Source organism: Streptomyces sp. NPDC046876 (assembly GCF_040645035.1).
GTDB lineage: Bacteria > Actinomycetota > Actinomycetes > Streptomycetales > Streptomycetaceae > Streptomyces.
This window is the reverse complement of record NZ_JBEYXK010000020.1, coordinates 67,460-91,533: the sequence shown is the minus strand read 5'-3', so window position 1 is coordinate 91,533 and position 24,074 is coordinate 67,460. Positions and strand designations below refer to the sequence as shown.

At 74.3% G+C, this 24,074-nt stretch carries 23 protein-coding genes; 8 read left to right on the top strand and 15 right to left on the bottom strand.

The annotated features are described in order from the left end of the window. The first annotated feature begins 87 nt into the window (after positions 1 to 87). Positions 88 to 1,377 carry a bifunctional GNAT family N-acetyltransferase/ATP-binding protein gene (locus ABZ924_RS14580; protein ID WP_361908305.1) on the top strand — a complete coding sequence of 430 codons (1,290 nt, stop codon included), beginning with the start codon at positions 88 to 90 and terminating at the stop codon, positions 1,375 to 1,377. Positions 1,378 to 1,434: 57 nt separating this feature from the next. Here the strand turns inward: ABZ924_RS14580 and ABZ924_RS14575 are convergent, their stop codons facing one another. The 5 genes from ABZ924_RS14575 to ABZ924_RS14555 form a co-directional block, all read right to left on the bottom strand. Further along, positions 1,435 to 2,106 carry a hypothetical protein gene (locus ABZ924_RS14575; protein WP_361908302.1) on the bottom strand — a complete coding sequence of 224 codons (672 nt, stop codon included), beginning with the start codon at positions 2,104 to 2,106 and terminating at the stop codon, positions 1,435 to 1,437. Then, positions 2,103 to 3,737, bottom strand: coding sequence for a serine/threonine-protein kinase (locus tag ABZ924_RS14570; RefSeq protein WP_361908299.1), 1,635 nt, complete (start codon positions 3,735 to 3,737; stop codon positions 2,103 to 2,105). Before ABZ924_RS14570 ends, ABZ924_RS14575 begins: the two co-directional genes overlap by 4 nt. 168 nt (positions 3,738 to 3,905) lie before the next feature. Beyond that, positions 3,906 to 5,162 carry a Tm-1-like ATP-binding domain-containing protein gene (locus ABZ924_RS14565; RefSeq protein WP_361908297.1) on the bottom strand — a complete coding sequence of 419 codons (1,257 nt, stop codon included), beginning with the start codon at positions 5,160 to 5,162 and terminating at the stop codon, positions 3,906 to 3,908. 48 nt (positions 5,163 to 5,210) lie between these two features. Continuing rightward, entirely contained in the window at positions 5,211 to 5,687 is a 477-nt protein-coding gene (locus tag ABZ924_RS14560) for an NUDIX domain-containing protein (RefSeq protein ID WP_361908294.1), read from the bottom strand. 37 nt (positions 5,688 to 5,724) lie between these two features. Beyond that, on the bottom strand, positions 5,725 to 6,777 hold the full coding sequence (locus ABZ924_RS14555) for a cation diffusion facilitator family transporter (RefSeq protein WP_361908291.1): 1,053 nt from the start codon (positions 6,775 to 6,777) through the stop codon (positions 5,725 to 5,727). 385 nt (positions 6,778 to 7,162) lie between these two features. On the opposite strand from ABZ924_RS14555, the gene ABZ924_RS14550 reads away from it, so the two are divergent. Continuing rightward, positions 7,163 to 9,232 (top strand): SpoIIE family protein phosphatase, encoded by a 2,070-nt coding sequence (locus ABZ924_RS14550; protein WP_361908288.1) that lies wholly within the window; start codon positions 7,163 to 7,165, stop codon positions 9,230 to 9,232. A gap of 308 nt (positions 9,233 to 9,540) precedes the next feature. After that, on the top strand, positions 9,541 to 10,053 hold the full coding sequence (locus ABZ924_RS14545; protein ID WP_361908285.1) for an FBP domain-containing protein: 513 nt from the start codon (positions 9,541 to 9,543) through the stop codon (positions 10,051 to 10,053). Here the strand turns inward: ABZ924_RS14545 and ABZ924_RS14540 are convergent. The 3 genes from ABZ924_RS14540 to ABZ924_RS14530 all read right to left on the bottom strand — a co-directional run bounded on the left by ABZ924_RS14540 (position 10,034) and on the right by ABZ924_RS14530 (position 13,513). Beyond that, positions 10,034 to 11,983, bottom strand: a complete 1,950-nt coding sequence (locus ABZ924_RS14540) for an ABC transporter permease (RefSeq protein WP_361908282.1) — start codon at positions 11,981 to 11,983, stop codon at positions 10,034 to 10,036. The genes ABZ924_RS14545 and ABZ924_RS14540 overlap by 20 nt on opposite strands. 136 nt (positions 11,984 to 12,119) lie before the next feature. Then, on the bottom strand, positions 12,120 to 12,944 hold the full coding sequence (modA, locus tag ABZ924_RS14535; protein ID WP_361908279.1) for a molybdate ABC transporter substrate-binding protein: 825 nt from the start codon (positions 12,942 to 12,944) through the stop codon (positions 12,120 to 12,122). A gap of 173 nt (positions 12,945 to 13,117) precedes the next feature. Then, positions 13,118 to 13,513, bottom strand: a complete 396-nt coding sequence (locus ABZ924_RS14530) for a TOBE domain-containing protein (protein WP_361908277.1) — start codon at positions 13,511 to 13,513, stop codon at positions 13,118 to 13,120. A gap of 134 nt (positions 13,514 to 13,647) precedes the next feature. Between ABZ924_RS14530 and ABZ924_RS14525 the strand changes: the two genes are divergently transcribed. Then, complete coding sequence (locus ABZ924_RS14525; protein ID WP_361908274.1) at positions 13,648 to 14,091, top strand: RNA-binding S4 domain-containing protein; 444 nt, start codon at positions 13,648 to 13,650, stop codon at positions 14,089 to 14,091. A gap of 86 nt (positions 14,092 to 14,177) precedes the next feature. Beyond that, positions 14,178 to 14,744: a DUF664 domain-containing protein gene (locus ABZ924_RS14520; RefSeq protein ID WP_361908271.1), complete on the top strand. Its 567-nt coding sequence runs from the start codon at positions 14,178 to 14,180 to the stop codon at positions 14,742 to 14,744. A 79-nt stretch (positions 14,745 to 14,823) separates the two neighbouring features. Here the strand turns inward: ABZ924_RS14520 and ABZ924_RS14515 are convergent, their stop codons facing one another. The 3 genes from ABZ924_RS14515 to dhaK all read right to left on the bottom strand — a co-directional run bounded on the left by ABZ924_RS14515 (position 14,824) and on the right by dhaK (position 16,900). Beyond that, on the bottom strand, positions 14,824 to 15,228 hold the full coding sequence (locus ABZ924_RS14515) for a PTS fructose transporter subunit IIA (RefSeq protein WP_361908269.1): 405 nt from the start codon (positions 15,226 to 15,228) through the stop codon (positions 14,824 to 14,826). Continuing rightward, complete coding sequence (gene dhaL / locus ABZ924_RS14510) at positions 15,225 to 15,821, bottom strand: dihydroxyacetone kinase subunit DhaL (RefSeq protein WP_361908267.1); 597 nt, start codon at positions 15,819 to 15,821, stop codon at positions 15,225 to 15,227. Before dhaL ends, ABZ924_RS14515 begins: the two co-directional genes overlap by 4 nt. A gap of 74 nt (positions 15,822 to 15,895) precedes the next feature. Continuing rightward, the gene (dhaK, locus tag ABZ924_RS14505) at positions 15,896 to 16,900 is read right to left on the bottom strand and encodes a dihydroxyacetone kinase subunit DhaK (RefSeq protein ID WP_361908264.1); all 1,005 of its coding nucleotides are present in this window, start codon (positions 16,898 to 16,900) and stop codon (positions 15,896 to 15,898) included. 221 nt (positions 16,901 to 17,121) lie between these two features. Here dhaK and ABZ924_RS14500 point away from each other — a divergent pair, with 221 nt between their 5' ends. Beyond that, positions 17,122 to 17,766 carry an alpha-ketoglutarate-dependent dioxygenase AlkB gene (locus tag ABZ924_RS14500; protein ID WP_361908261.1) on the top strand — a complete coding sequence of 215 codons (645 nt, stop codon included), beginning with the start codon at positions 17,122 to 17,124 and terminating at the stop codon, positions 17,764 to 17,766. A gap of 53 nt (positions 17,767 to 17,819) precedes the next feature. On the opposite strand, the gene ABZ924_RS14495 is transcribed toward ABZ924_RS14500, so the two are convergent. The 3 genes from ABZ924_RS14495 to ABZ924_RS14485 are packed head-to-tail and all read right to left on the bottom strand — an operon-like array spanning position 17,820 to position 19,921. Next, positions 17,820 to 19,082, bottom strand: a complete 1,263-nt coding sequence (locus ABZ924_RS14495; protein WP_361908260.1) for an SUKH-4 family immunity protein — start codon at positions 19,080 to 19,082, stop codon at positions 17,820 to 17,822. 54 nt (positions 19,083 to 19,136) lie between these two features. After that, complete coding sequence (locus ABZ924_RS14490; RefSeq protein ID WP_361908257.1) at positions 19,137 to 19,439, bottom strand: DUF1232 domain-containing protein; 303 nt, start codon at positions 19,437 to 19,439, stop codon at positions 19,137 to 19,139. 20 nt (positions 19,440 to 19,459) lie between these two features. Beyond that, positions 19,460 to 19,921 carry a MarR family transcriptional regulator gene (locus tag ABZ924_RS14485; protein WP_361908254.1) on the bottom strand — a complete coding sequence of 154 codons (462 nt, stop codon included), beginning with the start codon at positions 19,919 to 19,921 and terminating at the stop codon, positions 19,460 to 19,462. A 134-nt stretch (positions 19,922 to 20,055) separates the two neighbouring features. Here ABZ924_RS14485 and ABZ924_RS14480 point away from each other — a divergent pair, with 134 nt between their 5' ends. Together ABZ924_RS14480 and ABZ924_RS14475 are read left to right on the top strand one after the other, a co-directional pair. Then, on the top strand, positions 20,056 to 20,613 hold the full coding sequence (locus tag ABZ924_RS14480; RefSeq protein ID WP_361908251.1) for a DoxX family membrane protein: 558 nt from the start codon (positions 20,056 to 20,058) through the stop codon (positions 20,611 to 20,613). A gap of 70 nt (positions 20,614 to 20,683) precedes the next feature. Beyond that, positions 20,684 to 22,495 (top strand): glycoside hydrolase family 15 protein, encoded by a 1,812-nt coding sequence (locus ABZ924_RS14475; RefSeq protein WP_361908248.1) that lies wholly within the window; start codon positions 20,684 to 20,686, stop codon positions 22,493 to 22,495. A gap of 72 nt (positions 22,496 to 22,567) precedes the next feature. On the opposite strand, the gene ABZ924_RS14470 is transcribed toward ABZ924_RS14475, so the two are convergent. After that, positions 22,568 to 24,061, bottom strand: a complete 1,494-nt coding sequence (locus ABZ924_RS14470) for an APC family permease (RefSeq protein ID WP_361908245.1) — start codon at positions 24,059 to 24,061, stop codon at positions 22,568 to 22,570. Positions 24,062 to 24,074 lie beyond the last annotated feature (13 nt).

The window sequence follows — 24,074 nt, the reverse complement described above, 5'->3', positions numbered from 1 at the left end:
GCCCGCTGTTGTGCACCGCGGAGCGTGGGCGGGCCGCCCCGCCGCCCCTAGCCTCGCCGCAGGAGCACGAACGAGGGGCGGTACCGGGTGAACTGGCTCATCCACGACTACCGCGAGAGCGATCTCGCCGCAGTCGTCCATCTGATCGACACCACGGCCGAGCTCGGCCAGGAATCCGTCTTCTCGCTGGCCGAGTGCATCAGCGCCCTGACCGACCGGCAGCCCTGCGTGGTCGCCGTCCACCAGGGCGTGCCGATCGGCGCGGCCCTCGCCTGCGTCACCGGCGAACGCGCCTGGGTGATGCGGATCGCCATCGCCGCCGGCTGGCGCGGCCGGGGCCTGGCCAGCGCCCTGCTGGTCGAGCTGGAGCGGCGGCTCATCGCCGCCCGCGTCGGCCGGATCGCGTACGTCCTGCCGGAGGAGGACCTGCTGGGCGAGGGCCTGCTCAACGCCGGCTACACCCGGCAGCCGGCCGTCGCCTACTTCGAGAAGAGCGAGCCGCTGCACGGGCCCGCCGCGGGCCTCCTCGACGACCTCGGCGGCCGCTTCCTGCCGAGTGACCTGTGGGAGAAGGTCGCCGGCATGGAGCAGGAGAAGGACCTCATCGAGCGGCGCGTGGTGCTGCCGCTCGCCGAGCCCGAGCGGGCCGCCGCGCACGGTGTCCGGCCGCCGCGCGCCATCACCCTGTTCGGCCCGCCCGGCACCGGCAAGACCACCTTCGCCCGCGCCATCGCCTCCCGGCTCGGCTGGCCGTTCGTGGAGCTGCTGCCCTCCCGCCTCGCCGACGAGGGAAACCTGGCCGCCGCACTGCGCGACGCGTTCGCGCGGATCGCCGAGCTGGAACGGGTGCTCGTCTTCATCGACGAGGTCGAGGAGATCGCGCCCGTGCGCACCGAGCCCGCGCAGCCCGGGGGCATCCACGGGGTGACGAACGAGCTGCTGAAGCTGATCCCCGGATTCCGCGAGGGCGGCGAGCGGCTGCTCGTCTGCGCCACCAACTCCATCCGCTCCCTGGACCCGGCCTTCCTGAGGCCGGGGCGCTTCGACTACCTGATCCCGATCGGCACCCCGGACTCCGGGGCCCGCGCCGCTATCTGGTCCCGCTACACGGAGGGCCGCGCGGACGTCGACGTGGCGGCCCTGGTGGAGGCGAGCGAGCTGTTCACCCCGGCGGACATCGAGCACGCGGCGCGGATCGCCGCCCAGGTGTCCTTCGAACGGGACCTGGAGTCGGTGGGCGTCCGCGGCGGGGCGTCGGACCGGCTCGGCGCCACCACCGAGGACTACCTGGCGGCGGTCCGGCAATGCCGGCCCACGGTCACCCCCGCCATGACGGGCGAGTTCGAGGCGGACATCACCGCCCACGCCCGCTTCTGACGGCACGGCGGCCGGGGCCGGGGCCGCAACCTGCCCCGGTGCCGGCCCGGGGCCCGCTCAGCCGGCGCAGCGGTAGGTGAACCGCGCCGTCGCCGTGCGGTGCTCCGGGGAGACGAGCTCGATCTCGGCCGTGGCCGGGTAGACCCCCTGGCCCCGGAAGGTCCACAGCAGGTGCAGCCGGGCCTCGTCCCGGCCGCGCGGCACCCGCTCCGTGAGCTGCTCCGAGCGGGTGCCGTCGCTGCGGATCCACCGGTACTCCAACGTCCCCGGGCGCCCGTTGGTCCGTACGACGGCCACCACATCGGCCGTCGAGTCGCAGCCGGCGTCCTGGGCGCCGGCCGTCGCCGCCGTCACCTCCCGCACCTCGATCCCCGGCCCGAACCGCTGCCAGGCCAGGTACGCCAGCACCGCGAGCAGCACCGCCCCGGCCAGGGCGTAGCGGCGCCACTCGCCGCGCCGCCGCCGCGCCGGCGGGGCCACGACCACGGGGAACGGGGCGGGCACGGCCGCCGTCACCCCCGGCCCGAACCGCATGACCGAACCCTCGATCCGGTCCGGAACGGCCTCCCGGGCCTGCGCCGGGCCGGCTTCCGTAGGGAGGGCCTGTGTCGGAAGGGCCTGTGTCGGGAGGGCCTGTGTCGGGAGGGGCTGAGTCGTGTCCACCCCGGGCGGGCCGCTGATCCAGTGGCTGCCGAGCACCGTGGCGCTGTACTCGTCGTCCTCGCTCATCCGGGAACGCACCTCCTGTCGAGCAGGGTGTCGGTCGCCGGCCCTTCGGCCGCGGCCGGCACCGTCGTGACACGGACGGCCCAGTAGCAGCCCGTGCCCTTGAACGTGTGCGTCAGCGGGCCGAACGCCCCGCCCGGCTTGTAGTCGTAGACGGCGGAGCCGTCCGGCGCGGCGAACGGGTTGCCGTCGTTGCCGGTGAACCACTGCACCGTGACCTTCACCGTGCCGCTGCCCGCGGCCTTGATCCCGACGCTCGCCCGCCCGGTGCCGGGGCCGCTCTGCGTCAGGTCCACCCCGACCGCGTACACCGTCGCCCTCGGGGACGGGGCGGGCGGCGAGGTCGGCGGCCAGGTCGTGGCCGGGGGAGTGGTCGGCGGCCGGCTCACGGTGTGGCCCGGGCTCGGCGACAGCGAAGGCCAGGCCCAGCCGGACGGCGACGCGGAAGGCGACGCGGACGGGGAAGCGGACGCGGACGCCTCGGGCGAGGCCGACGCACTCGGCGAGGCCGACCCGCTCGGACCCGGCAGGGGCGAGCCCGACGCCCCGGCCGAAGCGGTCGGACCCGGGCTGGACGTGGCGAAGGTGTTCACCGCCCGCGCTCCGCCGGGCTCCCCGCCCATCGCACTGGTGGTGAGCCCGGCCACCACCCCCAGGACCAGCGCCGCGCCCGCCGCGTACAGCCCGCGCCGCCCCGGCGCCCAGCCAGAACCGGGCCCCAGCGAGGTCGTCGCCACCGCCGTGGTCCCCGCTGCCGGTGCGCCCGCGGAGGGGAACAGCAGCGGCAGCAGCGCGGCGAGCGCCGCCAGCTTGCGCTGCCCGCGCTCCTCCCAGTCCGGCCCGTACGCCGCCAGCGCCACGTGCTCCAGCTCCGCGACGAACGCCTCCGCGTTCTCCGGGCGTTGCTCCGGAGCCTTGGCCAGGCCCCGCAGGATCAGCGGACGCACCGGCTCCGGGGCCTCGGCCGCCGGGACCGGCGCCTCGACGTGCTGCACCGCGAGCTCCGCGAAGTTCTGCCCCGGGTAGGGCTTGTGCCCGGTCAGGCACTCGAAGAAGGTCGCCGTCGCCGCGTACACGTCGGCGGCGGGCGAGGCGGGCCGCCCCTGCCACTGCTCGGGCGCCATGTAGGCGGGGGTGCCGGCCACGCCCGGCGTGCTGCCGCGGCGCGTCGCGATCCCGAAGTCCACCAGCTTCGACCTGCCGTCGGCCGCGACCAGCACGTTCTCCGGCTTGTAGTCGCGGTGGACGACGCCCTGCCGGTGCGCCGCCGCCAGCCCCAGCAGCGAGCCCTTCAGCAGGACCAGGGCGGCCTCGGGACCGGTCTGCCCGGACTGCTTCAGCAGGGCGCGCAGGGAGATCCCGTCGACCAGTTCCATCACGATGGCGGCGCCGCCGGGCGCCTCCACGTACTCGTACAGGCGGACCACGTCCGGGGTATGCAGTGCGCCCAGCAGCCGGGCCTCCGCCCGGAACTCCCCGACGAACGCCGGGTCCTCGCGCAGCCGGTCGGCGAGGTACTTCACCGCCACGGGCGTGCCGGTCGCGTCGTGCACGGCGAGGACCACCCGGCCGCTCGCCCCGGAGCCGAGGTCCCGGGCATGCGTGTAGCCGGGTACCGTCCACCCGTTCGTCATCGTCCGCCCCCGTCCGTGGCGCCGCCGTGCCCGAAGGGCCGGTCGCCATCCGACCGGCCACCCCCCAGGACACGGTTTCCGCCACGGCCGGTTCCCAACCCTGCGGCGTGTCTCACGCCTCGGGCCGCGGCGCGACCGGCGCGGGCGCGCCGCGGGCCCCGGCCCGGGTCAGGCCGCGGCGCGCTCCGCGCGGATCATCGCGTGCAGCCGGTCGGCGGCCGCCCGCCCGAACGCGGGGTCGTTGATGTGGGTGTCGTAGTCGCGCAGGACCGCGGAAGTGCCCCGCAGCCCCTCCCGCAGCGCCTTGAACAGGGCCCGGTCCGCGGCCGGGTCGTGGTACGGCCCGCCCGGCGCGCCCAGCGTGGACAGGCCGCGCAGTGGCAGGCACACCTCGGTGGGGCCCGTCGCCGTACGGAGCTTGGCGGCGACCCGGCGGCCGAGCTCGGCGCATTCGGCCTCGGTGGTGCGGATCACCGTGATGGACGGGTTGTGCACGCGGACCCGCCGGTACCGCACCCGTTCGGGGAGGGAGTCCAACGGCCCGAACTTCACCATGTCCAGTGCGCCCAGGCTCACCACCTGCGGGATGCCGGCCCGCCCGGCCGCGCTGAGCCGGTCGGGCCCGGCGCTGAGGATGCCGCCGCACAGGTCGTCGGCGAGCTCGCTGAGGGTGAGGTCGAGCACCCCCGCGAACACCCCCTGGCCGGCCAGCTTCTCCAGGGTCCGGCCGCCGGTGCCGCTGACGTGGAAGACGAGGACCTCGTAGCCCAGTTCCGTCAGCCGCTCGCGCGCCGCGTCGACGCCGAGCGTGGTCACGCCCGCCATGCTCGCCGCGACGAGGGGTCGCGAGCCGGCGCCCAGGCGGGCCGGGCGCCGTGACTCCAGGCCGGCCCGCTCGTAGGCCTTGGCCATGCCGGCGGCGGCGGCCACCGCGTTGGCGAGGATCGGGGAGGAGATGCTGTTGATGCCCGCTATGTCCACGACGCTGTACATCATGGTGATGTCCGCGGACCCGACGTACGGGGCCACGTCCCCGGACGCCATGGAGGAGACCATCAGCTTCGGCACGCCCAGCGGCAGCGCCCGCATCGCCCGGGTGGCGATGGAGGTGCCGCCGCTGCCGCCGATGGCGAGCACCGCGTGCAGCCGGCCCTCGGCGTGCAGGCGCAGCAGCGTCGCCTCCGCGCCCCGGGCCATCGTGGTGACGGCCGCGCCCCGGTCGGCGGCCGCCCGCAGGTCCGACAGTTCCGCACCCGCCGCCCGGGCCACCGCTGCGCGGGGCACGTCGGCGGGCACCCGTGGCTCGCCCATGATTCCTGTGTCGACCATGATCACTTCGACGCCGGTGCGCAGCAGCCCCTCGCGCAGCCAGCCGTACTCGACACCCTTGGTGTCCAGGGTTCCCACCAGCACGACGTTCGTCATACGTGCAATGTCCACTCGGGTGGGGTTTGTTGGCAAGTCAAGGTCGAGTCAACCCTCCGGTAACCCCAACAGCCGCTCTACGAAAGTGACTTGAGAGCTCACCAGTTTGGTTTCGGCCACCTCCGGAGTGAACCAGGCGACCCGGTCCAACTCGGGGAACTCCACCGTCCGTCCGGAGCGCGGCGGCCACTCCATCGTGAAGGTCCCGGGCACCATCAGCGCCGGATCCAGGTCCGCCCGTACGGCCCAGACCGTCACCAGCTTCCCGCCCGGGATCCGCACCTCGCCCAGCGGGAGGTACGGCCCCTCGGGGGGCGGGAGGCCGATCTCCTCGGTGAACTCCCGCCGCGCCGCGTCCAGCGGCTCCTCGTCCGGCGTGTACTCGCCCTTGGGGATGGACCAGGCCCCCTCGTCGCGGCGCTCCCAGTACGGGCCGCCCATGTGGCCGAGAAGCACCTCGATGCCCGTGCCGCCGGGGGCGGCGTCACGGAAGAGGAGCAGCCCGGCACTGCGTTTGTCGGTCATGGGCGGATGTATGCCCGCCGGGCGGGCCGCCCACCGCTCAGTGGTCGTGCGGGCCGTGCCGGTGCACCGGGCCGTGCGCGTCCGCGCAGTGCGGGTCGACCGCGTCCTCGCCGGGCCGGCCCACCGTCAGCAGCGCCTCCTGCACGTGGTCCACCTGCAGGGTGGTGTGCGTGATCCCGTACTCCTGCGCCAGCAGCCGCTCCAGCTCCCGGCGCACCGCGTGGCAGTCGCCGGCCGGCTCGACGAGCACGTGCGCCGACAGCGCCGCCTGGCCGGAGGTGATGGTCCAGATGTGCAGGTCGTGGACCTCGGTGACGGGCCGGAGGCCGACGAGCCGGTCCCCGACCGCGTCCGGGTCCAGGTGCGCCGGGGCGGCCTCGAGGAAGATCCGGCCGGACTCGCGGACCAGCCCGTAGCCCGCCTTCACCATCAGCGCCACCACCACGAGCGTGGCGATCGCGTCGGCCTGTGCGAAGCCGGTCGTCAGGACGATCAGGCCGGCGACGGCGGTGCCGATGAAGGCGAACAGGTCGTTCAGGATGTGCTGGTAGGCCCCCTCGACGGCGAGCGAGGAGCGGTTCGCCCGCGAGATGCACCAGGCCGCGGCGACGTTCACCACGATGCCGGCGAGCGCGGTGGCCAGCACCAGCCCGCCCGCCACCGGCGGCGGGTCGAGCAGCCGCCGCACCGCCTCGTACGCCAGCCAGAGCGCCAGCAGCAGCAGCGTGAGGCCGTTGGCCTGGGCGGAGAGTATCTCCGCGCGCTTGAGGCCGAACGTGAACCCGCCGCGCGCCGGGCGGGCCGCGAGCCGCATCGCGACGAGCGCGAGCACGATCGAGACCGCGTCGGTGAGCATGTGCGCGGCGTCGGAGATCAGGGCCAGCGACTGGGCGATGATGCCGACGGCCACCTCCACGGCCATGAACGCTCCGATCAGGCCGAGCGCGATCGCCAGCCACCGCCGGTCCGCGTCCGCGGAGACCCCGTGGCTGTGCCCGGCGTGGCCGTGCCCGTGGTCGTGGCCCGGCCCGTGGTCGTGGCCCGTGCCGCGGATGCGGTCCTCGTCCTGCGTGTGGTCGTGCACGCCCATCGCTTCCCCCGTCCGTTCGGTTGCCGACGCGTGAAGTGAAGCGCACCGCGAAGCAATGGGCAAAGGCTGCAACGGGGACCGTTGTCATTACCCATAAGAGGCCTCTGACCTGCGGCGATGCCTGCGCGGCGCGAACGGCTGCAGCGGCCGCCGAATCGACACGGTCCGAGCCGGGGCGGAGCCTGGAAGTGGCACGGTCGCGACAAGGCGCCACGTCGGGCACGACGAACTCGTCCCGATCCGGCCGGCGCCGACACGGTCAACGCCTCTTCCCAGGTCGTGATCGACAGCGGGCCCTCGAAGGGCACGTCGCACAGCCGGAAGGTGCCGCGCACGGGCGAAGGCGCAGCCCGCGCGCGGCTCCGATCGGTGAGACCCTGGCTGCATGGCCGAAAGGCGAGCGAGCCCCGAGGTCCGGTGGCCTGCCGAGCCGGACATGAGCCTCGCGCTCAACCACATGGGCACCTTCGACTGGGACCTCGACAGCGGGCGCATGCACCTGGACCCCACCGCCCTCGAGGTCCTCGACCTGCGCCCCGAGGAGTTCAGCGGCACCCCCGCCGGGCTGCGCACCCGTATCGGACCGCCCGAGGCGGCCCGGCTCGACGCCCGCGTGGCGCAGGCGCTCAAGGACGGCCGCAGCCACTACGGGGTCTACATCCGCAGCCGCCGGCGTGACGGGTCCCCCGCCTGGATCCACATCCAGGGCCACATCCTGCGCGACCCGGACGGCCGCCCGTACCGGGTCATCGGGATCCTGCGCGACGCCGCCCACGACCCCGGCGAGCCCGGCGCCGGCGGGGAACGGGCCGAGGGGCGGCGCCGGATGACCGGCGTCGTCGAACGGACCACCGCGATCCTGGCCCACGCCCGCACCGTCAACGACGTCACCGACGTCCTGAAGGACCCCGAGGCCCTCGGCCACCTCGGCGCGGTCAGCGTGATGCTCGGCATCGTCGACGGCGGCCGGATCCACCTCGTCGCCGAGGGGCAGCTCGGCTCGTACGTCCCGGAGATCGAGTACACCCGCATCGACGCCCGGTTCCCGATGAGCGAGGCCGTGCGCAGCCTCCAGCCGGTCTTCCTCGCCTCCCGCGAGGAGTTCCAGCACCGCTACCCGCTGCTGTGGCCGTACATCGAGCCGCTGTCCGTGCGCAGCGGGGTCTACCTGCCGCTGATCGCCCAAGGGCGGGCCATCGGCGCGCTCGGGCTGCTGTACCGGCGCGACGGTGACTTCACCTCCGAGGAGCGCAACGTGCTCGTCGCGCTCGGCAGCGGCATCGCCCAGAGCCTGCAGCGGGCCATGCTCTTCGAGCAGGAGCACGACCTCGCCGAAGGCCTCCAGCGGGCCATGCTGCCGCGCCGAATCCCGCAGGTGCCGGGCAGCCGGATCGCCGTGCGGTACCGGGCCGCCCGGATGGGGCGGGAGATCGGCGGGGACTGGTACGACGTGGTCCCGCTCGGCGACGGCCGGATCGGGGTCATGGTCGGCGACGTGGAGGGCCACGACACCGACGCGGCCGCGGTCATGGGCCAGCTGCGGATCGTCCTGCGGGCGTACGCCGCCGAGGGCCACACCCCCGACACGGCGATGGCCCGGGCCTCCGCCTTCCTGCGCGACCTGGCCACCGACCGCCTCGCCACCTGTACGTACGCCGAGCTGGACCTGAACACCGGCATGCTGCAGCTGGTCCGCGCCGGGCACCACGACCCGGTGGTGCGGCGCGGCGACGGCACCGCCCATCCCGTCCAGGTGGCCGGCGGGCTCCCCCTCGGGCTGGCGCCGCGCGAGGCCCCGCCGGGGGGCCCGGCGGGCTCCGGGTACCCCGTCACCAGCCTCGAACTGCACCCCGGGGACACGCTCGTGCTGTGCACCGACGGGCTGCTCGCACGCCCGTACGCGGACGACCCCGATGCGGGCATGCGCGAGCTGATGGACGCCGTCAGCAGCGGTCCCACCGACGTGGAGGAGCTGGCCGACGCGCTGTGCGACCTGGTCGGCGACGCGGGCGCCGGCGACGACATGGCCCTGCTCCTGCTGCGCCGCCGCGGCACCCCGAGCCCGCGCGGCGGCGGGCCGCTGCGGCTGCGGCTCACCCCCGGCGACCCCGAGGGGCCGGCGATGGCCCGCCACCTGATCCGGGCGGCCGTGGCCGCGTGGGGGGCGCGGGAACTGGCCGACGCGGTCGAACTGGCCGCGGACGAGCTGATGACGAACGTGCTGGTGCACACGGACGGCGGCGGCCACGTCTACGTCCGGATGACCGCCGCCGGGCGGATCCGGGTCGAGGTCGAGGACTCCAGCAGCGCCTTGCCGCACCGGCGGGAGGCGGGGGACTGGGCGGTGTCGGGGCGGGGGCTGCTGCTGGTGGACCGGCTGGCGCAGGCGTGGGGCGTGGAACCGCGGGGCGGGGGCAAGTCGGTCTGGTGCGAATTCGCCCTGCCGCCGCCATGACCCTGCCGTGTGCGGCTGCGGCTGCCGCTGCGCGGAGCCCCTCCCCTCCCTGCCCCTTCCCGAAACCGTGGCCTGCGGCCCCGGCCCCCGCTGAAGATCGGGGGCTCCGCCCCCGGACCCCTCGCGCCTCAAACGCCGACGGGGCTGATTTCAGCCCGCGCGGCGTTTGAGCGCACCGGGCACGAAGCGCACGGAACGGGGGCCGGGGCGGAGCCCCGGTTTTGGGAAGGGGCGGGGTGGGGAAACGGCTCCGCGCAGCGGGAAATTCGGGTGAACTCGGATGCTACTGACCCGTAGCGTGGCCTCCCATGGAACCACTGACCGAGAAGCAGATCCGTTCATCCTTCGTGAACTGCACCAAGGGCGAGGCGGCCCGGATGCGGCTGCCGCAGGACTTCGACGAACTCCCTTGGGAAGACCTCGACTTCCTCGGCTGGGTCGACCCGGGCGCCCCCCTCCGCGCCCACCTCGTACGGCGCGGCCCCGACGGCGAGCCCGTCGGCATAAGCCTCCGCGTCCCCGGAACCAACCGCACCAGCGCGCTGAAGTCCAGCGTCTGCCAGATCTGTCTGACGGCGCACGCCGCCTCCGGCGTCTCCCTGCTCGTCGCCCCGCTCGCGGGCGCCCGCGGCCGGGAGGGCAACACCGTCGGGTTCTACGTCTGCGCCGACCTCGCCTGCTCGCTCTACCTGCGCGGCAAGCGGCAGCCGAAGCTGCGCGGCCGCGCGTACGAGGAGACCCTGACCCTCCAGGAGCGGCTCGAGCGCGCCCTGATCAACCTCGACGTCCTCACCGCCAAGGTCACAGCCGGACGAGACTGACCTCGGTCGCCTTCACGCTGGTCCACACCTTCGAGCCGTCGACCAGGCCCAGCTCGGCGGCGGCCTCGGGGGTGATCTCCGCGACCAGGTCGGGCGCCTCGGCCGGGGACACCAGCACGCGCAGCCGGCTGCCGACCGCGGTGATCTCCCGTACGGTCCCCGGCCAGACGTTGCGCGGGCTGCCGCCCGGCCGGTCGCGGTGCACCGACACCGCCTCCGGGCCGATGATCGCGAGCGCCTCGGCCCCTTCGGGCAGTGCCTCGGCCACCACCAGCCGGCCCCCGGACGGCAGTACGAGCCCGTCGGCCGTCGTGGTCCCCGGCCACGCGTTGCGGCCCAGCATCCGCGCCACCCACGGGGACCGCGGATGCCGGGTGACCTCGGCGGGCGGGGCGTCGTGGAGGGTCCGCCCGTCGGCGAGTACGAGGACGCGGTCGGCCAGCGACACCGCCTCGACCGGATCGTGCGTGACGATCAGGCAGACCCCGCCGAACCCGGCCAGATGCGTGCGCAGCGTGTGCCGCACGCGGGCCCGCGTGGCCTGGTCGAGCGCGGCCAGCGGCTCGTCGAGCAGGAGCAGCCGCGGGCGGGCGGCGAGCGCCCGGGCCAGCGCCACCCGCTGGGCCTGGCCGCCGGACAGCTGCGCGGGCCGGCGGCCGGCGAGGTGGCCGACGCCGAGCCGGTCCAGCCACCGCTGCGCCTCGCGCCGTGCACCGGCCCGCGGCACCCCGCGGGCGCGGAGCCCGTACGCCGTGTTGGCGAGCGCGCTCAGGTGCGGGAACAGCGCCCCGTCCTGCGGGACCCACGCCACCTGCCGCCGGTGCGGGGGCAGCTCTGTGACGTCGGTGTCGCCGAGCCGGAGCTCGGCCCGGGCGCGGGGGGTCAGGCCGAGCAGGGCGCGCAGCAGGGTGGTCTTGCCGGCGCCGTTCTCGCCGACGACGGCGATGGTGGTGCCGGGCTCGGCGTCCAGGGTGAGCTCGTTGAATCCGGTGACGGTGGCGTGCAGCGGCCACTGCCCGTCGCGATCGCGGCCGACGTCGAGGTCGCTGTCGGCGCCGCCGACGGCCGCCGGAGCCTCGCCGGGCGGGGCGTCCTCGGCCGCCGGCTGCGGGGCCCCGGCCGGCCGGCGGGCGAGCGGGGTACCGGTCCAGCGGCCGCGCAGGGAGATCAGTACGGCCATGGCGATCGCGAGGAGCAGCAGGGACACCGAGGTGGCGGCCTCCGGCTTGTCCTGCAGCAGCAGGTAGACCTGCAGGGGCAGGGTCTGCGTGGTGCCGGGCAGGTTCCCGGCGAAGGTGATGGTCGCCCCGAACTCGCCGAGCGCACGGGCCCAGGTGAGCGCCGCCCCGGCCACCAGACCGGGGGCCACCATGGGCAGCGTCACGGTGAAGAACACCCGCACCGGCGAGGCGCCGAGCGAGGCGGCGGTCTCCTCGTAGCTCGGCTTCAGCCCGCCGAGCGCACCCTCGAGGCTGATCACGAGGAACGGCATGGCGACGAAGGTCGCCGCGAGGACCGCGCCCGAGGTGTGGAAGGGCAGGGTGATGCCGAAGGCGTCCTCCAGCCAGGGCCCGAGGAGCCCGCGCCGGCCGAAGCCCAGCAGCAGCGCCACACCGCCGACCGTGGGCGGCAGCACCATCGGCAGCAGCACCAGCGAGCGGACGAAGGCCTTCCCCTTGAACTCGACGCGGGCCAGCAGCCAGGCGAGCGGCACGCCGAGGAGCAGCGAGAGGCCGAGTGCCCATGCCGACACGAGCAGCGAGAGCTGCAGGGCCTCGACGGTGCCCGGGCTGGTCAGGTGCGTGCCGAGCTCGCCCCACTCGGTGCGGGTGAGGATGCCGACCAGGGGCAGCAGCAGGAACGCGACGGCGAGCAGCGCGGGCAGCGCCAGGGTCACGGGGGGCCGGTTGGGGGTGCGGTGTCTGCTCATGGGTTTCCTGGCTGAAGCGTACGGGGGAGCGCATGGGGGGCGGGTGGGTACGGGCGGACGGGACGCATGCCGAGAGGGACTGCCCGTCCCCCCGGACCAGGCAATCCCTCTCGAACCTCTCCGGCGGTCGGGCCGGTTACGCCTTCTGGAAGCCCGCGTCCTGGAGGATCTTCTGCGCCTCCGGGCTGCTCAGCCAGGCCACGAACGCGGCGGCGGCCTCGGCGTTCTTGGACTGCTTGACCGTCGCGGCCGGGTAGGAGGCCACGGCGTTCTGGTCGTCCGGGATCTCCACGGTGTCGACCTTGTCGGCGGACTTCGCCGAGTCGGTCTTGTAGACGAGGCCGGCGTCGGCCTCGCCGAGCTCGACCTTGCTCAGGACGGCGCGGACGTTGGGCTCCTGGGAGACCGGCTTCACCTCGACCTTCTGGGCGTCGAGGATCTGCTTGCTGTAGCGGCCGACGGGGACCTCGGGCGCGGCGAGCACCACCTTGATCTTGGTGTCGGCGAGGTCCTTGAGCCCGGCGATCTTGAACGGGTTGCCCTTGCCGGTGGCGATGACCAGGCGGTTCTTGGCGATGACCGTGGGGTCGTTCGTCTCGGCCTTCAGGCCGTCCATCGTCTTGGTGTCGGCGGTCACCAGCGCGTCCGCCGGGGCGCCCTGCTTCACCTGGGCGGCGAGCTCCTGCGATCCGGCGAAGGAGAAGGTGACCTTCGTACCCGGGTGGGCCTTCTCGTACGCGGCGCCGGCGGCCTTGAAGACGTCGGTGAGGGAGGACGCGGCGAGGACGGTGAGGTTTGCGGCCTTGGGCTCGGCGGAGGCGGAGTCCGAGGCGCCCGAGCCGGTGTCGGCGGCCTGCTTCTCATCGCTGCCGCAGGCGGACAGCGCGGGCACGAGCAGGGCGGCGGCCAGGGCGGCGGCCACGGCGGTGCGGCGGTTCGCGGGGAGGGAGGGGAAGGACATGGGCAGGTGCTCCTCGGTCGGGTCGGCGGCCGGACGGGTGCCGGCTGCGCGGGATGGCGACCCGCGCCGGTGACGGCGGAGCGGGCGGGAACGGGGACGGGACGGGGCGGGGTGGGTTGGGTTGGGACAGGGGCCGGGCCGGATGCGAGGGGCCGGATCGGATGAGCCGGCCGTCAGGTGCGGTCGATGTGCACGCTGGTGGATTTCACGCGGGCGGTGGCCTGCATGCCGACCTCGAGGCCGAGCCCATCGACGGCCTCGCGGGTGAGCAGGGACACCAGGCGGTGGGGTCCGGCCTGGATCTCGACCTGGGCGGCCACGTCGCCGAGCTTGACGGCGGTGACGATGCCCGGGAAGGCGTTGCGGGCCGAGGTGTACGGCTCGTCGTCCTCGGTGTGGGCGCCCTGGCCCACTTCCACGGAGAAGGCGGCCAGGTCGCGGCCGTCGATCAACCGTCGGCCGGCGTCGTCGCGGTGGGTCGCGACCCGGCCGGCATCGGCCCGGCGGCGGGCCGTGTCCGGGCTGACGCCCCGCAGACGCGCCGCCTGCCCGATGGTGTAGGACTGCATGTGCGACAAGGTAGGCGCACTCACGGCGCATGTGCAATTCTCTTTGGTCGATATACATGGCAGATGCGATAGGACTGGGAGGTTACGCCAAAACTCGTTCCGGTTCCGGCGCCCCGGATCGCTAGAGTCGGACCATGGCAGATCACGCAACGGGCAAGGGCGCGAGCACGGGAACCGGAACGGGTACGGGATCGAGCGCGGGCGCCGGCACGGAGACGGGAAGCGCGCGGGTGGACGCCTGGATCTGGTCGGTCCGGCTCACCAAGACCCGTTCGATCGCCGCGACCGCCTGCCGGGCGGGCCACGTGAAGGTCAACGGGGAGCGCGCGAAGCCGGCCCAGTCGGTGAAGGCGGGGGACGAGGTGCGGCTGTTCCACGCGGGGCGCGAGCGCATCGTGGTGGTCAAGCGGCCGGTGACGAAGCGGGTGGGTGCGCCGGTGGCCGCCGAGTGCTTCGTCGACAACAGCCCGCCGCCGCCGACCGCGGTCGAGGCCGCGGCCGTCGGCATCCGCGACCGGGGCGCGGGCCGCCCGACGAAGCGCGACCGCCGGGAGCTCAACACCCTGCGCGGCCGCTGACCCTCTCGTCGTCTCGTCGTCCTTTCGTCTCGTCGCCGGCCCCGGCACGCAAATCGGGTGGCGGGCCCGGGCCGTCGCGGTTCACCATGCAGCGCATGAGCGATCAACCCGAGCGATGGACGCAGGCGACGGTCTACCCCGACATGTGGGCCGACCTGGATGACGATCCCCGCAACAACGAGGACAGCCCGGACGGCGAGCTCGCGACCCTGCAGGACTTCCTCGCGAACTACCGCATGACCCTGCGCATGAAGTGCGAGGGCCTGGACCCGGAGCAGCTGGCCCGCCGGTCGGTCGTGCCCTCGACGATGTCGCTGCTGGGCCTGCTCCGGCACCTCGCCGAGGTGGAACGGGACTGGCGCAACTGGCTCGGCGACGGCGAACCGCTGCCGAAGCTGTACGGCGCGAAGGACGCGGACTTCCACGGGGCCGTCGCAGAGCAGGCCGTGGTCGATGCCGCGTACGCCGATCTGGAGCGCGAACAGGCCGCGACCGACGCCGCCTTGGCCGCGTACGAGGACCTGGGCCGGCGCGTCGGGAAGGACGGGATCGCCATCCGGGAGCTGATGGTGCACCGGGTCGAGGAGTACGCGCGGCACTGCGGACACGCCGACCTGCTGCGCGAGTGCATCGACGGAAGGGTGGGCCAGTGACGGGATCCGGGCGCCGCCCCTCCGGCTCGGCCTGATCCGCCGGACAGGGGTCAGGGGCGGAAAGGGGCGGCCCCCGGGGTCAGGTCTTGCGGTAGCCGTAGGCCTCCTCGGCGGCCGCGGCCACCGCGTCCAGCCCGGCTCCCGTCGAGGCGGCCACCACCGCCGCCACCGCTCCCTCCAGGAACGGGGCGTCCACCAGCCGGGCCCCCGGCGGCAGTTCGTCGTCGGCCAGCAGCGACTTCACCGTCAGCACCGCGCTGCCCAGGTCCGCGATCAGCGCGACACCCGCTCCCCGGTCCACCTGCCGTACGGCCGCCGCGATCAGCTCCGCGCTCGTGCCCAGCGAGCCGTCCTCGGTGCCGCCGGCCGCAGCGACGGGTGCGACCGCTCCGCCCGCGGCCAGGCCCGTCGCGAGCTCCGCCACGGACTGCGCCACCCGCGCGCTGTGCGACACCAGCACGATCCCGACCTCCTGCCCGGTCATCCCGCCACCTCCGCGAGCGCCGCCAGGAGCAGCGCGGACGAGGTCGCCCCCGGGTCCTGATGCCCGATGCTGCGCTCCCCGAGGTAGCTGGCGCGGCCCTTGCGGGCCAGTATCGGCACCGTCGCCAGCGCGCCGTCCTCCGCCGCGTCGGCCGCCGCCCGGTACGAGGTGGACAGCGCCGCCAGCCCCGGCACCAGCGCGTCCAGCATCGTCTTGTCGCCCGGCGCCGCCCCGCCGAGCTGGGCCACCGCGGCGACGCCCGCGGACAGCGCCTGGCGCAGCGCGTCGTCGGAGACCTCGGCGGCCTCCCCCAGCTCCTTGCCGGTCCGCCGCAGCAGCGTCCCGTACAGCGGGCCCGATGCCCCGCCGACCGTGGAGATCAGCGTCCGTCCCGCCAGCTGGAGCACCGCTCCCGGGGTGCCGGGCGGTTCGCCCTCCAGGGCGGCCTGCACCGCGGTGAAGCCGCGCAGGAGGTTGCTGCCGTGGTCGGCGTCCCCGATGGGGGAGTCCAGCTCGGTCAGCCGGTCGGCCTCGCGCGCCACGGCGGCCGCAGCCGCGGCCATCCAGCGCCGGAAGAAGTCTGCGTCACGCACCTCGGTCTCCTCGCCTCGCCCTGTCAGGTCCCGCCCAGGTCCCGCTTGCGCACACCCTACGGCCGGCCCCGCGCTCAGCATCCCCAGCGCAGCGCCGCGGTCCGCACCGGCGCGTCCCACAGCCGCAGCAGTTCCTCGTCCGCACGGCACACCGTCACCGAACAGCCCGCCATGTCCAGCGAGGTGACGTAGTTTCCGACCAGCGACCGCGCCACCTGCACGCCCCGGGCGGCCAGGGCCGCGGCCACCTCCGCGTGGAACCCGTACAGCTCCAGCAGCGGGGTCGCGCCCATGCCGTTGACGAGGACGAGCACCGGGTCGTCGGCGGGCCCCACCTTCGCCACCTCCTCCATGACGGCGGCCACCGCGGTCTCCGCGATCTCGCGCGCCGGCATCATCGGCCGCCGCTCGCGGCCCGGCTCGCCGTGGATGCCGATCCCCAATTCCAGCTCGCCGTCCGGGAGCTCGAAGGTCGGGCTGCCCTTCGCCGGGGTCGTGCACGCGCTCAGCGCCACGCCGAAGCTGCGGGAGGACTCGTTGACGCGCCGGGCGAGCGCCGCGACGCGCTCCAGCGGGGCGCCCTCCTCGGCGGCCGCCCCGGCGATCTTCTCCACGAACAGGGTGGCGCCGGTGCCCCGGCGTCCCGCCGTGTACAGGCTGTCGGTGACGGCGACGTCGTCGTTCACCAGTACCTGCTCGATGCGTACGCCGTCGTCCTCGGCGAGCTCGGCGGCCATCTCGAAGTTGAGCACGTCGCCGGTGTAGTTCTTGACGACGAACAGGACGCCCTGGCCGCTGTCCACGGCCTTCGCGGCCCGCAGCATCTGGTCGGGCACGGGGGAGGTGAACACCTCGCCGGGGCACGCGGCCGACAGCATGCCGAGCCCGACGAAGCCGGCGTGCAGCGGCTCGTGCCCGGACCCGCCGCCGGAGACGAGCCCGACGCGGCCGCCCTCGCGCGCGCCGCGCCGTACGACGACCCGCTTGTCGGCGTCGACCTCCAGCTCGGGATGTGCGGCCGCCATTCCGCGCAACGCGTCGGCGACGACGGTCTCGGCACTGTTGATCAGCATCCTCATGTGCATCTCCCGGGGTGAGGGCGGCGGGTGCGTGGACCCGTCGGCGACCGGAAGCGAGCCTATGCGCCGCGCCGCGCACCGTCACGTAACCGGCACGGAACGTGACGCCACCTGTGCTGCGCCCGGCCCCTGTTCCGCGCGTTTCGCGCCCGGTGCGCTCGAACGCCGCGCGGGCTGGATTCATTCGAGCGAATGTTCGAGCGGAGCGTTAGGGTGGATCCATGCGCGCGACCCAGAGTGTCCACGGCCTCCAGGGCTCCCTCTTCGACCAGGGCGAGGAGATCCGCCTCGGCCCGCTCACGGGCCTGCGGCGCACCGATCTCGGTGCCGGGGCCTGGGTCGACCACCTGCCCGGCTGGCTCACCGGGGCCGACGCGCTCTTCGAACACCTCGCCGCAGAGGTGCCCTGGCGGGCCGAGCGCCGGCAGATGTACGAGCGCGAGGTGGACGTACCGCGCCTGCTCTGCTTCTACGGCGAGGGTGAACCCCTGCCGCACCCCGCGCTCACCGAGGCCCGCGAAACCCTGACCCGGCACTACGCCGCCGAGCTGGGGGAGCCCTTCACCACCGCAGGGCTGTGCCTCTACCGCGACGGCCGCGACAGCGTCGCCTGGCACGGCGACCGCATCGGCCGCTCCGCCACCGAGGACACCATGGTCGCGATCGTCTCCGTCGGCGACCCGCGCGACCTCGTCCTGCGCCCCCGCGGCGGCGGCCCGACCCTGCTGCGCCTGCCCTTGGGCCACGGCGATCTCGTCGTGATGGGCGGCTCCTGCCAGCGCACCATGGAGCACGCGGTGCCGAAGTCCACCCGCGCCGTCGGCCCGCGCATCAGCATCCAGTTCCGTCCGCGGGGCGTCCGCTGAAGCCGCACGGCCCGTGCGCCGGTGTCCCCGGCGCCGGCGCCCGTACCCTGGCGTCAGTACCCCCAGACGCTCAGCTCCGTGATCCCGGCGAACAGGTGCTCCCACGCCTCACCGCCCGGCTCGTCGGTGTCCACCGAGAGCGGCTCCAGCTCCGCCACCTCCCGCAGGAAGGCGCCGTGGCCCGGCTCGCCCGGCCACGGGTCCCAGCACGCCCCCATGAACCGGTACACGGCCTCCAGCAGCCGGACGAACGTCTCGGTGTCCCGGGCGAGGGGGAACGGCCCGTCGCCGTCCCGGACCATCGACACCGCGCCCGTCTGCGGGTGGACCAGCACCGGCCCGCCGTCGTACCCCCACTCGAACGTCCCCAGCTGCAGCAGGCCGTCGGCGTCGGGCTGCGGGTCCTGCGGCCCCGACTCGGTCCAGGCCGCCTTGAACGAGGCCACGCCGGCTGCCCACCACGCGGGCAGGCCCGCCGTGGCGATCAGCTCCCGGGTCGGCCGGTGGGTGAGCGCCTCGGGCTGCCGCTCCGCCGGCACGCGTATCACCCAGTCCGCACCGAATACCGCATCCAGGCGGGCCGCGTCCAACGGTGACTCGTTGGCCGTGGGGCCGGCGAACCACGGCTCCCCCGTGCCCCAGGAGGCGCGCTCCGCTCCGTCGGAAGCCCCGGCCCCGCCCGCGGGCGTCGCGGTGCCGGTTTCGACCACGGCGATTCCGCGGGCCTCGACCAGCAGGAAGCGGCCGCCGCCGAGCGGAATGGGTTCCTCCCAGGTCTCGGGGGCGTGCAGCCCGTCCTTGACCTCCGGGTCGAAGAGGAACGGCCCGTCCGGGTCGTAGTCCTCATCGAGCGGGGTGGCCTCGCCCTCCGCGGGCTCGGGGGCCGGCTCACCGGTGGCCGCATCGAACCAGCGCTCCTCGGTCCACAGCGCCGAGGCCTTGACGAGGACACGGCCGTCCGGCGTGCCGAAGAGCTCCGCGCAGGCGTCCCCGCTCATGTTCGGCTTGGCCCGGTAGGCGCCGACGGGCCGCCACCACGCCCAGACCGTCCGCCACGGCATGGCCGGCTCGGCGGCCGCCACCGCATCGGCGTAGGCGTGGTGTCCCAGCACCTTCGCGGCGAAGTGCAGCCACGAGGCGAACTCCGTCCGCGGCACCTCCGCCCCCGCGAGCACCGCGCTCGCCTGGGCGAAGACCTCGCGGCCCACACCGCCGCCGGAGTCCGGCAGGTCGAGCAGCTCAGCCAGCTCGGTGGGCCCGGCCGCCAGGACGGCGGCGGGGGAGCAGAAGATGGTGTCAAGATCGTCGCGAGGCATGCGGACATCGTGCCACCCGCCTCCGACATCCCGGCCGGCGGTCACCGGCCGGGGTCACCGGCCCGCGGCCTCGCCGGCCGCCGGTGCCGCCGTTGCCGCGGAGGCCGCCGCCCGGAGCGACCGCAGGGCCAGCAGCAGGACGCCGATGTCGTCGAGGTACACCGGATCCGGGAGCAGGTCCACCGGCGAGACCGTGTAGACCACGGCCAGCCAGAACAGCGCCTTGTCCCGCAGCGGAATCCCCGCGTCGACCAGCAGGCGCCGCGCCCTGACCACCCGTACGAGCAGCACCGCGGCCGTGGCCGCCAGCCCGAGGGCGACGACCGCGGCGAGCATCAGCCAGAACGTCGTGTCCATGCGTCCCCCATACCCGCCCGTCAGCCCTGCGCCCGCAGCCGCCGGCTGACCTCGCCCAGCCCCTCGGCGATCGCGTCGAGCTGCTCGGGCGTGAGCACGTCGATGAGCGCCTCCCGTACGGCCGCCACGTGCCCGGGGGCCGCCTCGTCCAGGCGGGCGCGCCCGGCCTCGGTGAGCACTGCGAAGACGCCCCGCACATCGGAGGGGCAGCTGCGGCGGCGGACGAGGCCCGCCTTCTCCAGCTGGGTGACCTGATAGGTCAGACCGCTCTTGGAGTTGATCAGGCCGTTGGCCAGCTCGGTCATCCGCAGCTCGTGGTCCGGGGCCGCGGAGAGCCGTACGAGGATCTCGTACTGGGGGTGCGAGAGTCCGGACTCGTCCTTGAGCTGCTGGTCGAGACGGCGGTTCACCAGCGCCGACGCGGCCAGGAAGCCGCGCCAGGCGTGCATCTCACGATCGTCGAGCCATCTCGTTTCAGCCATGCGCCCAGGGTACCGGGTTGTTCGAATTTGAATCAATCGGTACTGTCAGCTCGGGCGGGTTCGAATTTGAACTACTCCTGCCCCCGCACTGCCACCCCTCTCCGCCGAGGGCCGCCCGACCGGAAGGAACCCCCATGACCAGCTCCTCCGCCACCGCGACGAAGCCGCAGGCCGCCACCGCGGCCGCCGCCCCCCTCGCCCTCTCGACCCCCGGCCACGACACCGGCCTCCTGCTGCTGCGCCTCGTCCTCGGCCTGACCATGGCCGCCCACGGCTCCCAGAAGCTCTTCGGCTGGTTCGGCGGCGGCGGGATCAGCGGCACCGGCCAGTTCTTCACCGCCAGCGGCTACCCGGCGGGCGAGGCCATGGCCGTCGTCGCCGGCCTGACCGAGGTCCTCGGCGGCCTCGGCCTCGCCGTCGGGCTGCTCACCCCGCTCGCCGGCGCCGCCGTCGTCGGCACCATGATCAACGCGATCGCGGTCCACGGCACCGGGTCGTTCTTCGCCCCGAAGGGCATCGAGTACGAGCTCCTCCTGACCGCGGGCGCCGCCGCCCTCGCGCTCACCGGCCCCGGCCGCTACGCCGTCGACCGCCTGCTGCCCGTGCTGCGCGCCCACCGCCTGGCCCACGGCGCCCTCGCCGTCGCCCTCGGCATCGTCCTCGCGGCCGTCACGCTCCTCGCCCGCAACTAGCGCTGCGTGCGCTGACAACTGGCGCCGCGTGCGCTGATTGGGCCCGCGTGTCCGCGGGAAAAGCGCACAAATGACACAACCCATCGAAGACTACGCAATCATCGGCGACCTGATGACCAGCGGGCTCGTCGGCCGCGACGGGTCCATCGACTGGCTGTGCCTGCCGCGCTTCGACTCGGCGGCCTGCTTCGCCGCCCTCCTCGGCGACCGGGAGAACGGCCACTGGCGCATCGCCCCCGCCGCAGCCGCCGACGGCGAGCCCTGCACCCGGCGCGCGTACGTGGACGGCACCCTCGTCCTGGAGTCCTACTGGGACACCCCCGACGGCGGCTCGCTCAAGGTCATCGACTTCATGCCGCAACGCGACAAGGCCCCCGACGTCATGCGCATCGTCGAGGGCCTGTCCGGCGAGGTCACCGTCCGCAGCACCCTGCGGCTGCGCTTCGACTACGGGCACGTCGTGCCCTGGGTCCGCCGCCGCGACGGCGACCGGGTCGCCGTCGCCGGACCCGACTCCGCCTGGTTCCGCAGCGAACCGCCCGTGCGCACCTGGGGCGAGGCGAACAGCACCCGCTCCGAGTTCACCGTCTCCGCCGGCGAGCGCGTCGCCTTCGTCCTCACCTGGCACCCCTCGCACGAACCGCGCCCCGAGCCCGTGGATCCGTACACGGCCCTGGAGCTGAGCCTCGCCGACTGGCGCGACTGGGCCGCCCAGTGCCGCTACGAGGGCCCCTACAAGGAGGCCGTGACCCGCTCCCTGGTCACCCTCAAGGCCCTCACCTACGCCCCCACCGGCGGGATCGCCGCGGCCGCCACCACCTCCCTGCCCGAGGAGATCGGCGGCATCCGCAACTGGGACTACCGCTACTGCTGGCTGCGCGACTCCACCCTCACCCTCGGCTCCCTCCTCGCGACCGGCTACCTCGACGAGGCCCGCGCCTGGCGCGAATGGCTGTTGCGCGCCGTCGCCGGAAACCCCGCCGACCTGCAGATCATGTACGGGATCGGCGGCGAGCGGCGGATCCCCGAGGCCGAACTGCCCTGGCTGAGCGGCTACGCCTACTCCGCGCCCGTCCGGATCGGCAACGCGGCCGTGAGCCAGCTCCAGCTCGACGTGTACGGGGAGGTGCTGGACTCCCTCCACCTGGCGAGGTCGGCCGGGCTGCCCGCCGAGCGGCACGCCTGGCGGATCCAGCTCGCCCTGCTGGACTTCCTGGAGCGCAACTGGCGCCGGCCCGACGAGGGCCTGTGGGAGGTCCGCGGCCCGCGCCGGCACTTCGTGCACTCCAAGGTGATGGCCTGGGTGGCCGCCGACCGGGCCGTGCGCACCCTGGAGGGCGACCCCTCCGAGCACGGCGACGTCGAGCGCTGGCGGTCCATGCGGGAGGCCGTCCACCGCGACGTGTGCGAGAACGGCTACGACCCCGTGCGCAACACCTTCACCCAGGCCTACGGCTCGCAGGAGCTGGACGCCGCCACCCTGCTCATTCCCAGGGTCGGCTTCCTGCCGCCCGACGACCCCCGCGTGGTCGGCACGGTCGACGCCGTCCGCGCCGAGCTCGGCAGCAGCGGCCTGGTGCGCCGCTACAGCACCGAGGGCGCCTCGGTGGACGGGCTGCCCGGATCCGAGGGCGCCTTCCTGGCCTGCTCCTTCTGGCTCGCCGACGCCCTGCACATGACCGGCCGCGAGAAGGAGGCCCGGGAGCTGTTCGAACGGCTGCTGGAGGTGAGCAACGACGTCGGGCTCCTCGCCGAGGAGTACGACCCCGTCGCCCGCCGCCAGCTGGGCAACTTCCCCCAGGCGTTCAGCCACGTCGGCCTGGTGAACACCGCACTCACCCTCGGCCTGGGCAGCGGCCCGGCGACCGCCGCCGCACGCTGAACGGCGGGGCCGGCCGCCGGCGCTCCCGCCGACGGCCGGCCCCGCCGACCGGTTGTCTCCCTTGGGGTCCTGCTACGCCGGGGCGCCCTCGACGGCGATCCCGGGAACGGCTGCCGTTCCGGCACCGACCTCGGTCGGAGCCGCGTCGGCCACGTCGGCCACGTCGGCCGCGGAGGCCTCGTCATCGGGGACGCTGACCAGCCAGCGGGAGTCCTGCCGCGGCCGCAGGTACAGCGCCCAGTAGAGCGTCGCCACGGCGGTGATCCCGCCCGTCCACAGCAGGTACTGGGTCTCCTGCTGGGTCAGGATGTACGCGAGGACGGCGATCAGCGCGATCGGCACGGCCGGCCACAGCGGCATCCGCCACGCGGCCACCTGCCGGTGCGCCCCGCGCCGGGCGAACAGCGCGGCCACCGCGACCAGCAGGTACATGCCGGTCACCGAGACGCCGGTGACGCCGTACAGCGTGTCGAGGTTGACGAAGCACAGCGCCGCGCCCGGGACGCCGACCACCAGGGTGGCCACCCACGGCGAGCCGAAGCGGCCCAGCTTGGAGAGGGCGTTGTTGACCGGCTCGGGCCAGGCCTTGTCGCGGGCGGAGGCGAACAGCACGCGCGAGTTCTGGATCACCATGACGATGCCGGCGTTGATGATGGCCAGCGCCACGCACAGGCTGACGAAGGTGCCCACGGCCGAGTTCGACCAGGCGGTCACCATCCCGCCGAGGTCGCCCTCGGCCAGCGCGCCCAGGTCCGGGGCGCCCACGGTGATGGCGATGACCGGGACCAGGATGACGGCGGTGGAGATGGCGAGCGTCGCGAGGACCGTACGGGCCACGTTGCGGCGCGGGTTCTCCAGCTCCTCCGACAGGTACACGGCGGTGGAGAAGCCCTGGGTGATGAACAGGGCGATCGCGAGTCCGGAGACGACCATCATCGCGGTCACGGGGGAGGACGCACCGCCCTCGCCCGCGGCGACGCCGTGCACCAGTGCGTCCGCGCCCCGCTCGCCGTGCGCGAAGCCGAGGACGGCGACCAGCGCGGCGGCGACGACCTCCAGCACCAGGAAGATGCCGGTGATCCAGGCGTTGGCCCGCAGGTCCAGCAGGCCGGCCAGCGTGGCCAGCAGCATCACGCCGCCGCCGGCGACGGGGGCCGGTATGTGGACGATCGGCGCGAGGTAGTCGGCCGTGCCCATGGCGATCACGGGCGGCACGATCATCACCACGAGCAGGGACAGTACGAACACCAGCCAGCCGGCGAGCCGGCCCGCCAGCGTGGAGACCATCGCGTACTCGCCGCCGGCGCTGGGGATCAGCGTGCCGAGCTCCGAGTAGCAGAACGCCACACCGATGCAGAGCAGCGAGCCGATGGCGATCGTCAGGGCGGTCCACGTACCCAGGTCCGCGAACAGGTCGGGCACGACCACGAACAGGGTCGACGCGGGCGTCACGCACGAGAGCGTCAGCAGGGTCCCGCCGACGACGCCGATGGAACGCTTGAGTTTCTGGGGGGTGGGGCCGGTGGCCGGCGCGAGGGCCTGCGGGGCGCTGATCGTTTCAGTCATCGGTACGGGGTTC

Excerpts from the sequence above, each read along its gene's own strand:
- ABZ924_RS14575 (WP_361908302.1), bottom strand. The coding sequence starts at position 2,106 with ATGAGCGAGGACGACGAGTACAGCGCCACGGTGCTCGGCAGCCACTGG.
- ABZ924_RS14570 (WP_361908299.1), bottom strand. The coding sequence starts at position 3,737 with ATGACGAACGGGTGGACGGTACCCGGCTACACGCATGCCCGGGACCTC.
- ABZ924_RS14565 (WP_361908297.1), bottom strand. The coding sequence starts at position 5,162 with ATGACGAACGTCGTGCTGGTGGGAACCCTGGACACCAAGGGTGTCGAG.
- ABZ924_RS14560 (WP_361908294.1), bottom strand. The coding sequence starts at position 5,687 with ATGACCGACAAACGCAGTGCCGGGCTGCTCCTCTTCCGTGACGCCGCC.
- ABZ924_RS14555 (WP_361908291.1), bottom strand. The coding sequence starts at position 6,777 with ATGGGCGTGCACGACCACACGCAGGACGAGGACCGCATCCGCGGCACG.
- ABZ924_RS14550 (WP_361908288.1), top strand. The coding sequence starts at position 7,163 with ATGGCCGAAAGGCGAGCGAGCCCCGAGGTCCGGTGGCCTGCCGAGCCG.
- ABZ924_RS14545 (WP_361908285.1), top strand. The coding sequence starts at position 9,541 with ATGGAACCACTGACCGAGAAGCAGATCCGTTCATCCTTCGTGAACTGC.
- ABZ924_RS14540 (WP_361908282.1), bottom strand. The coding sequence starts at position 11,983 with ATGAGCAGACACCGCACCCCCAACCGGCCCCCCGTGACCCTGGCGCTG.
- modA (WP_361908279.1), bottom strand. The coding sequence starts at position 12,944 with ATGTCCTTCCCCTCCCTCCCCGCGAACCGCCGCACCGCCGTGGCCGCC.
- ABZ924_RS14530 (WP_361908277.1), bottom strand. The coding sequence starts at position 13,513 with ATGCAGTCCTACACCATCGGGCAGGCGGCGCGTCTGCGGGGCGTCAGC.
- ABZ924_RS14525 (WP_361908274.1), top strand. The coding sequence starts at position 13,648 with ATGGCAGATCACGCAACGGGCAAGGGCGCGAGCACGGGAACCGGAACG.
- ABZ924_RS14520 (WP_361908271.1), top strand. The coding sequence starts at position 14,178 with ATGCAGCGCATGAGCGATCAACCCGAGCGATGGACGCAGGCGACGGTC.
- ABZ924_RS14515 (WP_361908269.1), bottom strand. The coding sequence starts at position 15,228 with ATGACCGGGCAGGAGGTCGGGATCGTGCTGGTGTCGCACAGCGCGCGG.
- dhaK (WP_361908264.1), bottom strand. The coding sequence starts at position 16,900 with ATGAGGATGCTGATCAACAGTGCCGAGACCGTCGTCGCCGACGCGTTG.
- ABZ924_RS14500 (WP_361908261.1), top strand. The coding sequence starts at position 17,122 with ATGCGCGCGACCCAGAGTGTCCACGGCCTCCAGGGCTCCCTCTTCGAC.
- ABZ924_RS14495 (WP_361908260.1), bottom strand. The coding sequence starts at position 19,082 with ATGCCTCGCGACGATCTTGACACCATCTTCTGCTCCCCCGCCGCCGTC.
- ABZ924_RS14490 (WP_361908257.1), bottom strand. The coding sequence starts at position 19,439 with ATGGACACGACGTTCTGGCTGATGCTCGCCGCGGTCGTCGCCCTCGGG.
- ABZ924_RS14485 (WP_361908254.1), bottom strand. The coding sequence starts at position 19,921 with ATGGCTGAAACGAGATGGCTCGACGATCGTGAGATGCACGCCTGGCGC.
- ABZ924_RS14480 (WP_361908251.1), top strand. The coding sequence starts at position 20,056 with ATGACCAGCTCCTCCGCCACCGCGACGAAGCCGCAGGCCGCCACCGCG.
- ABZ924_RS14475 (WP_361908248.1), top strand. The coding sequence starts at position 20,684 with ATGACACAACCCATCGAAGACTACGCAATCATCGGCGACCTGATGACC.
- ABZ924_RS14470 (WP_361908245.1), bottom strand. The coding sequence starts at position 24,061 with ATGACTGAAACGATCAGCGCCCCGCAGGCCCTCGCGCCGGCCACCGGC.